The sequence below is a fragment of the Histidinibacterium aquaticum genome (assembly GCF_008710275.1).
In the GTDB taxonomy this organism is placed as follows: Bacteria; Pseudomonadota; Alphaproteobacteria; order Rhodobacterales; family Rhodobacteraceae; genus Oceanicola; species Oceanicola aquaticus.
The window spans coordinates 1-12,760 of record NZ_VYQE01000004.1 but is presented as its reverse complement, the minus strand read 5'-3'; the positions used below and the strand labels follow the sequence as shown (position 1 = coordinate 12,760).

At 58.9% G+C, this 12,760-nt stretch carries 10 protein-coding genes and 1 pseudogene; 2 read left to right on the top strand and 9 right to left on the bottom strand.

Annotated features, from left to right (window positions below; all coding sequences use genetic code 11):
- Positions 1 to 1,407 precede the first annotated feature (1,407 nt).
- A complete protein-coding gene (gene groL / locus F3S47_RS12760; protein ID WP_150445674.1) occupies positions 1,408 to 3,015 on the bottom strand; it encodes a chaperonin GroEL in 1,608 nt (535 codons plus the stop codon).
- Between the two features lie 318 nt (positions 3,016 to 3,333).
- A complete protein-coding gene (locus tag F3S47_RS12755) occupies positions 3,334 to 4,224 on the bottom strand; it encodes a transglutaminase-like domain-containing protein (protein ID WP_150445673.1) in 891 nt (296 codons plus the stop codon).
- A 1,235-nt stretch (positions 4,225 to 5,459) separates the two neighbouring features.
- On the opposite strand from F3S47_RS12755, the gene F3S47_RS12745 reads away from it, so the two are divergent.
- On the top strand, positions 5,460 to 5,924 hold the full coding sequence (locus F3S47_RS12745) for a pentapeptide repeat-containing protein (protein WP_150445672.1): 465 nt from the start codon (positions 5,460 to 5,462) through the stop codon (positions 5,922 to 5,924).
- 6 nt (positions 5,925 to 5,930) lie between these two features.
- Here the strand turns inward: F3S47_RS12745 and F3S47_RS12740 are convergent, their stop codons facing one another.
- From F3S47_RS12740 to F3S47_RS12715, 5 genes are all read right to left on the bottom strand, one after another.
- A complete protein-coding gene (locus F3S47_RS12740) occupies positions 5,931 to 6,446 on the bottom strand; it encodes a hypothetical protein (protein WP_150445671.1) in 516 nt (171 codons plus the stop codon).
- A 202-nt stretch (positions 6,447 to 6,648) separates the two neighbouring features.
- Positions 6,649 to 7,221, bottom strand: coding sequence for a hypothetical protein (locus F3S47_RS12735; protein ID WP_150445670.1), 573 nt, complete (start codon positions 7,219 to 7,221; stop codon positions 6,649 to 6,651).
- Between the two features lie 29 nt (positions 7,222 to 7,250).
- The gene (locus tag F3S47_RS12730) at positions 7,251 to 7,535 is read right to left on the bottom strand and encodes a hypothetical protein (protein ID WP_150445669.1); all 285 of its coding nucleotides are present in this window, start codon (positions 7,533 to 7,535) and stop codon (positions 7,251 to 7,253) included.
- 24 nt (positions 7,536 to 7,559) lie between these two features.
- Entirely contained in the window at positions 7,560 to 8,168 is a 609-nt protein-coding gene (locus F3S47_RS12725; protein WP_150445668.1) for a hypothetical protein, read from the bottom strand.
- Between the two features lie 374 nt (positions 8,169 to 8,542).
- Positions 8,543 to 9,859, bottom strand: coding sequence for a DUF2254 domain-containing protein (locus F3S47_RS12715; protein WP_150445666.1), 1,317 nt, complete (start codon positions 9,857 to 9,859; stop codon positions 8,543 to 8,545).
- A gap of 336 nt (positions 9,860 to 10,195) precedes the next feature.
- Here F3S47_RS12715 and F3S47_RS12710 point away from each other — a divergent pair, with 336 nt between their 5' ends.
- Positions 10,196 to 10,642: a ferritin-like domain-containing protein gene (locus F3S47_RS12710; protein WP_150445665.1), complete on the top strand. Its 447-nt coding sequence runs from the start codon at positions 10,196 to 10,198 to the stop codon at positions 10,640 to 10,642.
- Between the two features lie 68 nt (positions 10,643 to 10,710).
- Here F3S47_RS12710 and F3S47_RS12705 read toward each other — a convergent pair whose 3' ends face one another.
- Both F3S47_RS12705 and F3S47_RS12700 read right to left on the bottom strand, forming a co-directional pair.
- Positions 10,711 to 11,619, bottom strand: coding sequence for a transglutaminase family protein (locus F3S47_RS12705; RefSeq protein WP_150446153.1), 909 nt, complete (start codon positions 11,617 to 11,619; stop codon positions 10,711 to 10,713).
- 1,030 nt (positions 11,620 to 12,649) lie between these two features.
- Positions 12,650 to 12,760: pseudogene (locus F3S47_RS12700) on the bottom strand (IS5/IS1182 family transposase); the annotation flags it as partial.

The following is a 12,760-nucleotide window of genomic DNA, read 5'->3' as shown; positions in this document are numbered from 1 at the left end:
GGAAACGTCGGGGCTCGGGTCAGCATCAGACGCGAGCGGACGACGGCAACTTGTAAGACCCTGGACTCTTCCGAAAGCGCGTTTGCGTCGGCGTCCCTTCGCCGTAATCTTACTAGAATTGGCGTTCGTTGCGCTCGGCAGAGCCTTAGCAATCACCCTTGAGCGCAGTCTCAAGCTCATGACGGAGCGCATCTTCCCTGACTGGCTTCGAAAGCACGCATGATCCTGCGCACTGGCAAGAGCACAGGCGGGAGCGCGGGGTAGCGGAGATGGTCACGAACGGCAGATGCAATTCGAGAAGCCTCTCGGCGACGGGTTCAGAGGACTCTCCCCGTAGCTCGCCATCCAGAATGGCCGCGTCAAAGCTCGACGTCTCCACCAGTAGGAGGGCGGCGGGCATGGTTGCGGCAGTCCCGGCCGACTTCCAGTTCCAGCTCTCGATCATGTCTAGGTAGGCCAGCTGGAGTATGGGCTCGTCCTCTATGATGAGGATGCTTGGCGTACGGCTATGCACATGCATTCGCCAACCCCATGCTTCGAATCCATCAAAGGCTCTAACTCTCCAGGCCATCGCCTGTTCCACGGCAGACAGAATCAATCGTGTTCGCGGTGACGCGGCTTTCACTGACACGCAATGTCAGAACGCTTCGCTTGACCAAAACGTCCGGGTCTGTCTACGAATTTTGACAAGTGAGACTCTTTCTCGGCTAACGCGATTTGCTCATCGCGGAACCGGATTTTTCTGTCGTGGACCCGGCTCTGTCCCGAAATGAGAAGGCCGACTTCTTTCGGCCATAGCGATATGCTCCCGGCTTGGCCGGCTTCGATAGGAATTCCCGGAGGTTGAACTGCGCCTTTGGCGTTGAGTATCCCATTGGTCCTATTTCCTTCGTCTTTGAAAGCGATAGCTGACGTCCATGCGCCGCAAGCATTAGTAGTCGAAGAAGCCCCAGTGTCGCGTCTGTTGCGAGCTAGGGGCTCCTCTTGTCAGTCGACAGGCGAAGCCACCATTGACTCGCTACCGTACAAGCCGAGGTAGTACCCACCGGCGGCTAGAACGGCGATTGCGATGATGGCATAGATCGCCCACTGGCGTTGACTTGTCGCCTTCTTCGTATCCATCTCTAACATGTTTCGTTCCTTTCGTGATTCTGTGAATGTTCTCGGAGCCGACCTTTGTCGGGGGTCTTCAAGGCCTAATCGAATATTTACTATCGACCAGAGTTCTTCTTTGGGTTGGTCGGGTTCTGCGGTGGGAAAGCCCGGACATTTCCCGAAGGCGCTGTGGGTGAGGCCTTAGTCTGTTTCGGCTTCTTGACTTCTCGGTTGCTGCGCTTCTGGCCTTTGGCCATCTGTGTTTCCCTCAACGGAAATGGTGGCGGGACCATCCCGCCACGTGGAAAATTGTCAGGCGGCGTAGTCACGGACAGGCGAGTCGGACCGGTCCGCGACCACAGCATTCGTTGTGATGAGCATCCCACCTACCGATGCGGCGTTCAGGATCGCTGAGCGCACCACCTTCGCAGGATCGATCACCCCGAACGCGACCATGTCTCCATATCGCTCGGTCCGGACATCAAATCCGAACGAGGTGTCGGCACTCTCACGCACCTTCCCTGCTACGACCGACCCGTCTAGGCCGGCATTCTTCGCAATCTGGCGGAGCGGCGCCTCGAGGGCCCGTCGCATGATGTCTATCCCTGTCGTCTGGTCCGGGTTTTGCCCGGCAAGCCCGATCAGTTCCCGCGCCGCATGGACGAGGGATGCTCCGCCACCGGCGACGACACCTTCCGATATTGCCGCCTGGGTAGCGCTCAGTGCGTCCTCGACGCGGTCCATGCGTTCACGGACTTCAGCCTCGGACTTGCCACCGACACGAAGGATCGCGACACCACCCGCAAGACTTGCAAGACGCGACCGAAGCGCATCGCGATCCTGGTCGCTCTCGCTCGCGGCCATCTCGTTTCTAAGCTGGGATAGTCGCGTTTCCATGGCAGCTTGCTCACCGGCGCCGCCGATGATTGTCGTTGTGTCCCTGGTTACCGTGATCCGACGGGCCGAACCCAACATGTCCAGGGTAGCGGAATCGATGCTCATTCCAGCGTCGCCGATAATGACGCGACCACCGGTTAGAGCCGCGATATCCTCAAGCAGCGCTCGCCTGTTTCCGCCAAAGCCCGGAGAACGAACGGCCGCCACTCCGAGACTGCCACCCAGCTTGTTGAGCACGAGCGCAGCGAGCGCCTCCCCTTCGACAGCCTCGGCAATGACGAGCAAGGATCGGCCAGTCTCCAGAACCGCTTCGAGGAGCGGCAGCAGGGGAACGAGCGTGCTGATCTTCATATCGCAAAGAAGCACGAATGGCTCGTCCAACTCGACAGATTGGCGCTTCGCGTCGGTTACGAAGTGCGCCGAAAGGAAGCCGCGATCGAAACGTAACCCCTCGACCAGCTCGACTTCGGTCGCCAGGCCAGCATTCTCTTCGACGACGATGACACCGTCTTTTCCGACCCGTTCGATCGCGTGTGCAATCAGCCTGCCGATTTCGGCCTCGCCGTTCGCCGAAATGGTCCCGATTTTCTCTATCTCGTTGTTGCCACCGACGGGTCGCGAGGTCGCGAAGATATGCTCGGCGGCATGCGTCGCGGCGCGGTCGAGACCCCGCTTGAGGTCCATTGGAGCGACGCCCGCCGCCACGGCCTTCATTCCGGCGTGGATAATGGCCTGCGCCAGCACCGTAGCGGTTGTCGTTCCGTCGCCAGCCTCTTCGGCAGTCCTGATCGCGGCCAGTTTGACAATCTGAGCGCCCAGGTTCTCAACATGATCTTCGAACACAATATCACGGGCAATCGTTGCTCCGTCCTTGGTGATCCGAGGCGGACCATGCCCCTGGTCGATGAGTACGTTGCGACCCTTGGGCCCAAGCGTTACTTTCACGGTGTTTGCAAGCCGATCAACGCCTCGGAGCAAGCGGCTCCGTGCAACCGTGTCGAATGTGACGTCCTTGGCGGACATTGAGCAGCTCCAAGCGCCTTGTTCCATGAACCCGATGGTGCGGATGGACGCCGAGCGCGGGGTCGAGCGACGTGCGCGAACCGGCTCACCAGCACGATCAGTAGAACGATCCGACGGCAGGGCGAAACTGCGGGCGGCTCGGTAGAGCTTTCTCGAAATTACCTAGAATTGTATCAGCAAGATGGTTCATCCCCTGCCTTTCGGGTCAGTGACGGATGTCCATCGGTATATCCATAATTTGGTACCTGGCAGGTCATATTACAAGCGACAGCCCGCTGCCTTTGGCACAAATCTTTCTGAAGGAGCCTTGGTCTTACCTTAGGACGAACCAGCCATTTCAAGCGTCAGTGCAGGAGCGTCGGGAAGTTTGCCGAGAAGGTCCAACGCATCTCGCTCCGAAAGCTGCTCAGGAAGCTCGTCGGTCCAAACACGAAGGCTGTTGAGCCTGTAGTCACCGAACGAGGTGACCATCGCGCCGTCGGCCGCGTCGCGGCCCCGCACCATAAGAACCCGCCCTATTCGCGGCGTGTTGTAACGTGCATCAAACGTGTACCAACGGTCTTCCAAGTAGGCCTCGAACCACGCACAGAAGTCTCCTGGTCCGGACGGCGGAACTCCGATATCGCCGAGGTAGCCGCTGGCATAGCGCGCCGGGATGTTCATCGCGCGACATAGGGCGATAGCCAGGTGCGCGAAGTCGCGACAGACTCCGGTACCTTCCAGCATAGCATCGTTGGCGGTCTTCGTTGGGCGACCGAACCGGTAGCCAAAGACCAGGTGATTATGGACGAAGTTGCATATTTCCTGAACCCGGGCCCAACCCGGCGGCGTGCTGCTGAATAGGTCCCAAGCTTGCTGCATCAGCACGTCGGATTCGCAGTATCGGCTCGGGGTCAGGAATTGCAGCGTGTCGGGCGGCAAATGCTCGATTTCGTGCTGTCGTGCATTCCAGTTGAACACATCCGGCTGCCCGTCATCCTGGATGACATTATCGGACCAGAGCCGAAGGCCACCAACCGGTGCGACAAGCCGGACGCGACGATTGTCAAACGGATCTAGGAATTCCTCCATCGGAACTTGCGGTTCCGACCTGATCCGGTCCGCGCCGATCACGTTGCCGCTGTAGGACGAATGGGGAGACAGCGCGAGGATCAGAGGGAGAGCCGCATTGGTCTCGATGACCAGTTCAAAGCCGAAACGGACGAGCATGGACTGCGACCTTTCGTATGGGGAGCTAGGGTGCAGCGGCGAGAGAGCCGAGCCTGCGTCCGGTTGAGCACGCCTCAGAGCACATGCCTGATGGAAGATAGTGTCGCTCGACTAGAAATGCATCAGCCGCTCGCGAGGCACTAGCCTGCCAACCAACGTGCGCTCTAACATTCTTTGGGAAAGTGTCTGTGGCGCTCGCTTCGCAGACGCCATCATGTCTCCTGAGAAGCTACTCTTCGCATTTGCGTGTAGCACGAGACCTGGCCCTAGTCGGCATGTGGGTTCGTGATAGATAGAGCTTTGCCGAAGCGCTTGCATGTCACCCCGACAGCCTGCCGCGAGCACTGGGAGCACAGGCAATACGATGCGTGTTGACCCACTGCTTCTCATTGTCGCGCTTGGGTGGATCGTCCTAATGGGTGTCACGCTCGATTGGCTCATTTCCCAAGGCCCCATCGAGCCCGATCCGATCCAACAGGTCGCGCCACCGGAGCAAGTTATCTAGGTTCTGGAGGCCTATCCCCGTGCCACCACCAGCGGCGGCTCCTGAGGGAAGCTCCGGATGTTAGGCCGTGGCAAACACGGCACTTTCTTGCGTTCGATCATCCCTCCTCGAACGCATTGGATACCTGAGTCGCTGCCGACTGGCTGGCGAGGATGCGCCTCCCGTATCGAGCTGGCATCTCTGGAGACGCCCAACGCCCTGCGGCCATGATCGAGGACAGGTCACAGCGCAGCCGGAAGTCATCGCGCCCTCCGCCAGCGCGGGTACGTGAGCCCATCTCCCATGCGAACGGCTTGGTTAACGGCTCCCTAACGAATTGCAGCGATGAATGAGGTCATGAGGGACCCTGCCGATTAGAAACACTGTCGCGAATCCGGCGAAGTGGAGTTCGATCAGCGATGCATTGCGGCGCTTTTGGACTACGTGGAGCGCAACGGCCTCACCGAGTTAGTTCGGCTCGCACTGGTTCCGGAATCCGCTGCCGGAGCAAGTACCAAGGGTCACTGTAGTAACGCCGAAAGCCTCGAAGGTACTCAGCCTGGCAATACGCTGTTCTGAAGGGGGTTTTCGGCGTCGACCTGCAGGCCGTCCAACCGATTGTGCCACCGCGAAGCTTGGTGATCGGTCGACCACGGCGGGGGAATAGCACCGTTGGGTCCTAGCTTGGCGGGCTCTGCTAGAAACTGAGTGACTAAGACCCCATGTCTATTGAAGCCATGGAGGGCCAAGCATGACGACACGCCTCTTATCGATCCATGGGTTGCGCGCTGCTTCTCTTGCCGTCGGAGCCGTGCTGGTCGCCCAGGTTGGGACCGCCGCAGCGCCGGAATGCCTCTCCACCCGCCCGCTGGATTGCCAGAACTCCGAATTGACCGGCCAGGACTTCTCTAGCAGGTCGCTGTTCGGGGCCGACTTCCGCAGCGCATCGTTAGCGGGTGTGAGTTTCGAAAACGCTGGTCTCGTGGTCTCAATGTTCGACCAGGCGAAGCTGACCGACGTGATCTTTGACGGTGCAGACCTGAAGGGCTCAAGCTTCTCCGACGCAACACTGGACGGAGTGACATTTTCGGGAGCAAACCTGAGCGGCGCTCGCTTCGATGATGCCCTACTTGACCCGGGCTTGCTGGTAGGCGCGCTAACCTGCAACACGACCATGCCCGATGAGACCATCAACAACAGCGACTGCGGTTTTTAGTCGTGTCTATTGATCGATGCTTCCTTGCGCCACAACGAGCGGCGGCTCTTGGGGGAAGCTCCGGATGTCGAACCACTTGAACCTTGTCCCATCCGGGTTCGACTTGTCCCCGGAGGCAATGCGCAGTCCGTTCGCAGACTGCCGGATCAGGGCCGCTCGGAAGGCTCGGAGGTCAATGAGCCACCATCGCTCGATGTGCTGCTCGAACACGTCAGAGTGCCCGTAGAAGAGCCAGTCCCCCGCGCCGTTGACTATCTTCGCCAGCTCCGTCTCCGCGCCTGAGGGCACCTGTGAGCGGATCGTGAACTGGAAGGGATATCGGTCAGCGTAGCCCGGTCTGCGGACCCTGGCAGCGATCCTCAGGTCCCTTCCATCGAGCACCATGAGGTCGGTCGCGTGGTGCATGTCGAAGGGATCGGCCGCCACGTCCAGCAGGTGCGCGCCGACAATGCGCCTGATCTCCGGGAGGAAGCGATCCGACCAGGAGCGGTTGAAAGCATAGCCGTCAGGGTAAGCGTTCATGAACGAAAAAGCCCACAGCTGGAAACGCAAGGCAGTCAGTTGGAAAGTATTTTCGGGAGCCCGGAAACTCTCGAAATTTGTTTCATCGGTCCCGAAATCTCGTTCACTTTGAGCGAGTAATGGGGACAGCAGGTGCTTGGGGTGTTTCTGTCCACCGGCCCCGCTCTGTTCGACGGCAGCAGAGCCGGTGGCTGGGGATGCCTCACGCTGCTCTCTGCTCTTCCACCGCCTGCCGGTATGTCTGCATCACCTGCTCGATATCGAGGTTGTCGGACAGGGCGATACGAAGGGTCGCCGTGAGCGCGTTCAGCTCGGTCCGGCTAAGCCCCCGAGCCACCCTTAGCGCGCGCTCGTCGTCACGCTTACTCCTCCGCATGGCCTCCACGAGTTTTTCCGGCTTGCCGAGTGTCAGCCACTCGAAGTCGGCGCCAGCCTCACGGCAGAACTCCAGCAGCTCGTCGGTCACGAGGACTTCGCCATCTTCTGTCTCGATAGCCACCGGCTCGATCCCGGCGATGCTGGCCATGAGCTCGACACGCTGCCGAACGACCCAAGGGGACATCGCCCAGTGTTTCTCGCGGTGCGCCAGCGCCAGCGGCTTCACGTCTCCGGCGAAGAGCCAGTCGAGGGACATCTCCTCCTTCCGGCTGTAGTCCAGAAGCTCGTCCGTGGGCGCGCCGTCCTTGTCGAGGATGGTCTCGGGGGCCGTGGTATTCGTCCAGTCAGCGAACTGCTCCAGGCGGGCGCGGACTTCGGTCAGGTCTTTCTTCTTCATGGTCGTCTCCTTGGTTTGGGTGCTTGGGTTCAGCTCGTCTCACCGAGCAGGTGGCGGGCCTCGGCCCAGAGTTCGGGCGTGGTCTGATCGGAGACCGCGAAGGCGCCGTAGTCGGAGTAGGCCACGAGCTTGGCGGCGAGGTCGGCGGCTGTGATGCTCGGGGTCCGCAGGATGTCCTTCTCGATGGCCACCGCCCGGGCAGTGGCCGCCTCGCAGTCCGCGTCGGATATCGCCGGGTCCTTTGCGTGGGCCTGCTCCTGCTTCCACTTCGCGAAGAGCTTCTGGATCGGGGTCTCGGTCATGGTGACTGTCATTGGAGGGTCTCCGGGTTGCTGTAGTCAGGCAAAGGTGTGGACCTGCCCGTCCACGGCGATGCGTGAGACGGTGGCGAGGTTGATGGAGCGGCAAGCACCTTTCTGCGCGTCCCAGGCCGGCATCAGGTTGGGATGGCGCTCAGCGCGCGTCTGAGAGGCCCTGCGGCCCGCGTCCGAGGCGTCTTCCCCCTTGAGGCGGGACCGCAGCGCGTCGGGCTGCACGGTCATGGTGCGCTCGGCTCCGTCCTTCTTGGTGAAGGTGACGGCGACGAAGCGGCCGGTGCCCGTGGCGATCAGCTCCCGCTTCACGGCGAAGTCTTCCCGCTCGCGGGCCCTGGCGAGAGCGCATCGAAGCTTGGCGAGGCGGTTGGCGCCATCGATGCCGATGATGCTGCGGTTCTCGATATTCTCGATTTCGCGGGACAGGCTCTCGACCGAGCGGGCCTCAAGAGCGGCCTTCTCACGGGCGATTTCCATGCGTGTCTTGGCGTTGACCCAGGCCTCCCGCAGATAGCGGCGGAAGAGAGCGCGCAGGATCAGACGCGGATTGTGGGCCAGCGCCTCGCGGGTCCGGGCCCAGGCCTCGGCCATGATGACGGAGAGGTCGAAGGTGGAGGTCGCTGCGGAGGTCATGTCAGGGGCTCCCTGTCTTGACTTGTTATCACGGTGTGATAGCAATCTAAGACAGGGTGACACCTTAAACAATACCCTGTGCCAACTTTTTATCACAGGGAGCCAATATGACGCCTGAGCAACTGAGGATGGCCCGCGCAGCAGTGAAATTGGGAGTTCGTGAGTTGGCGTCTGAGGCTGGGGTTGCTCCTGCCACCGTAACCCGCCTCGAAGGCGGGAAGGGGGGCATCAACATGCGTTCGCAAGCTGCACTGCGCGAAGCCCTAGAGGCTCGCGGGATCCAATTCCTGGAAAACGGTCAGGTCGCGTCGGGGCCAGGGGTTGCCGTTCGCCAGGCATCGAGCCAGTAGCCCCCCCCTGGCGAATTCAACCATTTAGGCGCGGGAAGCGTCCTTGAGTCTCCGAACTTCTTCGCGTGCGCCACTGTCAGGAAGGAGTTCTTCGGCGGCCTGAGCAAGCAAATCAAGCTGTTGGTCGACCGCAAGCTTCGACTCTGGATGGGATGCCGCGCTGGAAAGGTCGGTGAGCAACTCCAAGGCATGAAGCACCACCATCCAGTCAGCTGCAACGTGCTGCCTTATCCGGTCAAAGGTGCGGTCGAGCATCACGACGAAGGAGACCCGTCGATACCGCAGCCGGTCCTGTTCCGCTGTCTGTGGGATCGGCGTTGCCGCTGCAAAGGCTAGAAGTGCGGGCTTGAGCCAGTCGAGGCACTGCATGGCGGTGTGTGGATCGTTCACTCCTGGCGACAGGGCACGGATCATCACCTCAACGAGTTGATCTGACAGGAAAAGGACGTCTTGGTCGGTGGTGCGGCCCTGGCCTATCGTGATGCAGGAAAGCAGGTCGCCTTCATCCTGACCACTGAATGAACCCTGGTGGCTAACCGAGATTAGGGTTTCCTGCGAGGCCACGAAATCGCCTGGTGCCCGTAGTACGGTTATCTGGAACCGGCGCTCGGTCGCGGTCGACCTGAGCTTCTCGAGGTCGAGGTACTGAACGTAACCAGATGCGGGGGAGGCAAGGAGGGTGACCTGCTCTGCGCCACTCTCCCTCTCCGCCAAGACCCCTACTTCAGCAGTCTCGCGGTCCAACTCCGGCCCGCCCTCGATCAGTCTCAGAACCGCTTGGTGCAGTCGGGAACCCAGCCCCGAGGTAATCGTCATGATGTTGATCGACTCCGGGATATGGTGAATGTAGCCGATCAGCGCTCCGATGGAGATCAGCACCAGAAGCAGTGCAATAGAGACAGACACCTGTGGCACGAACGCCTCCAGTGATGCCACTGACGTCTCGCCCGGCGCATACACGGTGCTCAAGACTGTGATGCAGTAAACCGAGGTCGAGACCAGGATTCCCAGAACCAGCTGGTTGACCCGGTCGGACATGAAATTTCCGATAAGGCGGGGCCCGTAGTTTGCACTGGCGAACGAGACCGCGACAATGGTCATTGAGAACGCGACACCAGCAACACCCAAGCTCGAACTGGCAAGAGTGGTAAGGATGGCGCGAGCGCCGTCCGCCTGGATCTCCCGGAGGAACGGTACGCTTTTTATCCATGCCGTCCCAATCGCGGCATCGAGCCGGGGCAAGGCGAAACCCAGGACAACAGCCAGAAGCGTCATCGTCATCGGCCAGAACCAGTAGTTTTCCCGAAGCTGAGCTGCGTGTTTTACGATGAAGTTGCGCATGAAATCCTACTCCCAAAGGCGCAACCGACGCCGCTCAAGTTCTTGCGAATGCAAGATAGCGGATCGTAGGTCCGACGAGGTTTTGCAAGGGCACGCGCATAAAAAATACCTGAACGCGCGGACAAAATATCTGATATACGTGTTCGAGAAGTGGAGCTGCGCGATTCCTTCATCAGCTTCGCCAAGCCCACTTCTTCCCCCACCCCCACGGGCTAATACCTCCCAAGCGGCTGTTTGTGAAGAAATTTTCGGTCGCCGGCATACTGGCCGTTAGCACTTCGGCTTTTGGGAAGGGAATGAAGCGGTAATTTTCACTATATCGAACGGAGTGTCAGAATGCCGATGCCAATTGGTACAGAGCTGAGTCAGGCGAGACTTGTCAGAAATCTATTGGAATTGGAGAGCGTCGCCATCGCAATCTATGATAGCGCACTTGAGCGTCTGTCCGCTGCAGAGGAGTTGTCTGCCCTTGCAGATTTTCGCCAAGATCATGTTCGACATGTCCAAGAACTGACTGAAATGGCTGCTCGGCTGCGGATCAATAATGTTCCGAAGCACGGTTCTGCGCCTACTCAAAGCTTCAGCGGCTTGGAAATGAACGAGCTAGAAAGCCTGCCGCAATTGATGAGGGCACTGAAAACGAATGAAGAAAATACTGGTATTGCCTATCGGAAAGCGGCCGCAAACCCCCTTTCGGACTTGGACATGACGCGGATCTTCCACGCAGCCGCCCATGACGAAGAGCAGCATCAGGAATGGATGGAAGCTCACTCTCAAGGCTGACTAGCCGCCGAGGTAAGCTGAAGTGTGAAGAACTCGTTGTGCTACCGACTAGCGCCAGCACTGGTCAGTCAGTAGCTGGTCATTCCGCTAGAGGCACCATGGATTGGTCCATCGGACTTCAAAACGGAGACCTGCACGGATAGGTTGGCAAGTGCGTCGCTCGGTCCCGAGAAGCTCCCCGAGACTGGAGCCAATTGATGAATATTCCGTCCGATGGCGACAGGTATCAGATTGCTTCCGCCGAAGCTCCGGTTTGCAGGATCGAAAGAGACCCAACCCGCACCAGGCAGGTAGATGTCGACCCAGGCATGAGTAGACCCGGGTTCGAATTGTCCCGTTGGGGCACCTGCTGGCTCCGAAAGGTAACCCGACACAATTCGAGCTCCAAGCCCGAGGACACGTGCAGCTTCCGCAAGTAGCACCGAGAAATCTCTGCAAGAACCCCAGCCCCGCTGGATCGTTTCGGTAGGCGACTGTGTTCCCTCTGCATCTCGGCTCTGATAGGAGAATAAATCAAAGATCCCGAAGTTGAGGTCTTTGAGTAGGGACAGAGTGTCCGTTGGATGATCTGCTACGAAGGAAGCCACCCATCGAGAGAGAACGCCAAACGGGTCATGATACTGCGGTTGCGTGAGCGCGCCCAAGTCGATCCATTCATCTTTGGAGTAGAGGAACGGGTAATCAATGGCCGCCGCAGATATGGACAATATCGGAAATTCTGATCGTGTCAAATTGACACTCGCTTCGCTTACAATCTCAAGGTGCTCTGTAGCGCCTTGAAACTCAGCGGTCGCGACCGAATTTCCAAAGACATCCTGGGTCCATGATATTTGAGCGGGCGGGTCCGTATTGAGGCGATGAAACCTCACCGTCTGATCCTCGGTTGTGCGCGGAAGCAGCGTGAGGAGGTGGGGGCCAAGAGATACTTTGCTTCGATATCTATATGTCGTTCTGTGCTTTACATAATAATTTGGCAGCCTCTCGCTCCATACCTTAGCTATATGACTGAGGTTCGGCTAACGCCGTTTCTGTCCCCCGGGAGGCACCGAAACAGAACTGTGCCAAGCCTTAGTGTTCTTGCATCGACGACAAATTCGTTCTCCGAAACCTTCACTCTGAAACATTGTGGAGCAGCGGAGGCAGGCGCGCAGCTTCGGCTTGTCTGCGGCGGCCCGGACGGTGGCCATTTCGACACTTTCTGAATGACTTTGCTCTTTTTGCATCATGCTGTCGGAATAATCCGGTTGTTAGTCTCAACTACAGCGAGCATGTTGACCACGCCCGATTCTAGTTTGACCCTAAGACTATCACCGAAAACCTGATCGAAATTACGCAACGAAAGCTCTCTCATCAACAATCTCCAAGAAATACGCGCTCAAGCGATAGAGCGCGCATTTCGGTCATGGCTTGTGAAGTCAGGTCTTCGGGTTGGCCTTGCTTTTATCGGACTTTTCCGTGCTGGGCGTAGCCGTGGATTTTTCGTCGCCTTTCGGCTTTAGGATAGCGGCGGCTCTTGAAGTCAGGTCCTTAAAGGACATGATAATGTTCCCTTGATTTCCTGTCTCACGCGCCACTGCCATTTTTGGCGAGTGGTCGGTCGATGAGACCGGTCTTTCTTATATGGGGGCGTTAGCAAATTTTGCTAGGCGTCGCGGTGGTATTGTTGTTGATCACGTGGATTCGAAGCTGGGCTGGCGGTGTCCGGCCAGCCCAGCCGGTGGAACACGAATTTTCACCCGGATCCGAAAGTTCAGGTCATGGCGTTGGCGAGATGGCACGGAGCGCCGAGCGCCAAGCTACCTGTGGCTTTCAAGAAGAGCTGCAGATGCTCTTTCGAGCGCAACATCCAAGCACCACCTGGCGAACCGAAACCTCACCAAGCGCCGAAGGGGAACCGCTGCAGGCAAAGGGGCGCTTCGATCGTGATGGAGGCCGAAGAAGGTTACGCGATGAACAGCCCAACACCGATTGGGGAGCGCAACTCACGTCGCCCTCTAGGTTCAGGATTCATAACCAGTAGATGACGAGTGCTGCTAGGGCGATGGCGGAGAGGAAGACCTTGGGGCAGCGATCATAGCGCGTCGCCACCCGCCGCCAGTCTTTGAGCCTGCCGAACAT

Excerpts from the sequence above, each read along its gene's own strand:
- groL (WP_150445674.1), bottom strand. The coding sequence starts at position 3,015 with ATGTCCGCCAAGGACGTCACATTCGACACGGTTGCACGGAGCCGCTTG.
- F3S47_RS12755 (WP_150445673.1), bottom strand. The coding sequence starts at position 4,224 with ATGCTCGTCCGTTTCGGCTTTGAACTGGTCATCGAGACCAATGCGGCT.
- F3S47_RS12745 (WP_150445672.1), top strand. The coding sequence starts at position 5,460 with ATGACGACACGCCTCTTATCGATCCATGGGTTGCGCGCTGCTTCTCTT.
- F3S47_RS12740 (WP_150445671.1), bottom strand. The coding sequence starts at position 6,446 with ATGAACGCTTACCCTGACGGCTATGCTTTCAACCGCTCCTGGTCGGAT.
- F3S47_RS12735 (WP_150445670.1), bottom strand. The coding sequence starts at position 7,221 with ATGAAGAAGAAAGACCTGACCGAAGTCCGCGCCCGCCTGGAGCAGTTC.
- F3S47_RS12730 (WP_150445669.1), bottom strand. The coding sequence starts at position 7,535 with ATGACAGTCACCATGACCGAGACCCCGATCCAGAAGCTCTTCGCGAAG.
- F3S47_RS12725 (WP_150445668.1), bottom strand. The coding sequence starts at position 8,168 with ATGACCTCCGCAGCGACCTCCACCTTCGACCTCTCCGTCATCATGGCC.
- F3S47_RS12715 (WP_150445666.1), bottom strand. The coding sequence starts at position 9,859 with ATGCGCAACTTCATCGTAAAACACGCAGCTCAGCTTCGGGAAAACTAC.
- F3S47_RS12710 (WP_150445665.1), top strand. The coding sequence starts at position 10,196 with ATGCCGATGCCAATTGGTACAGAGCTGAGTCAGGCGAGACTTGTCAGA.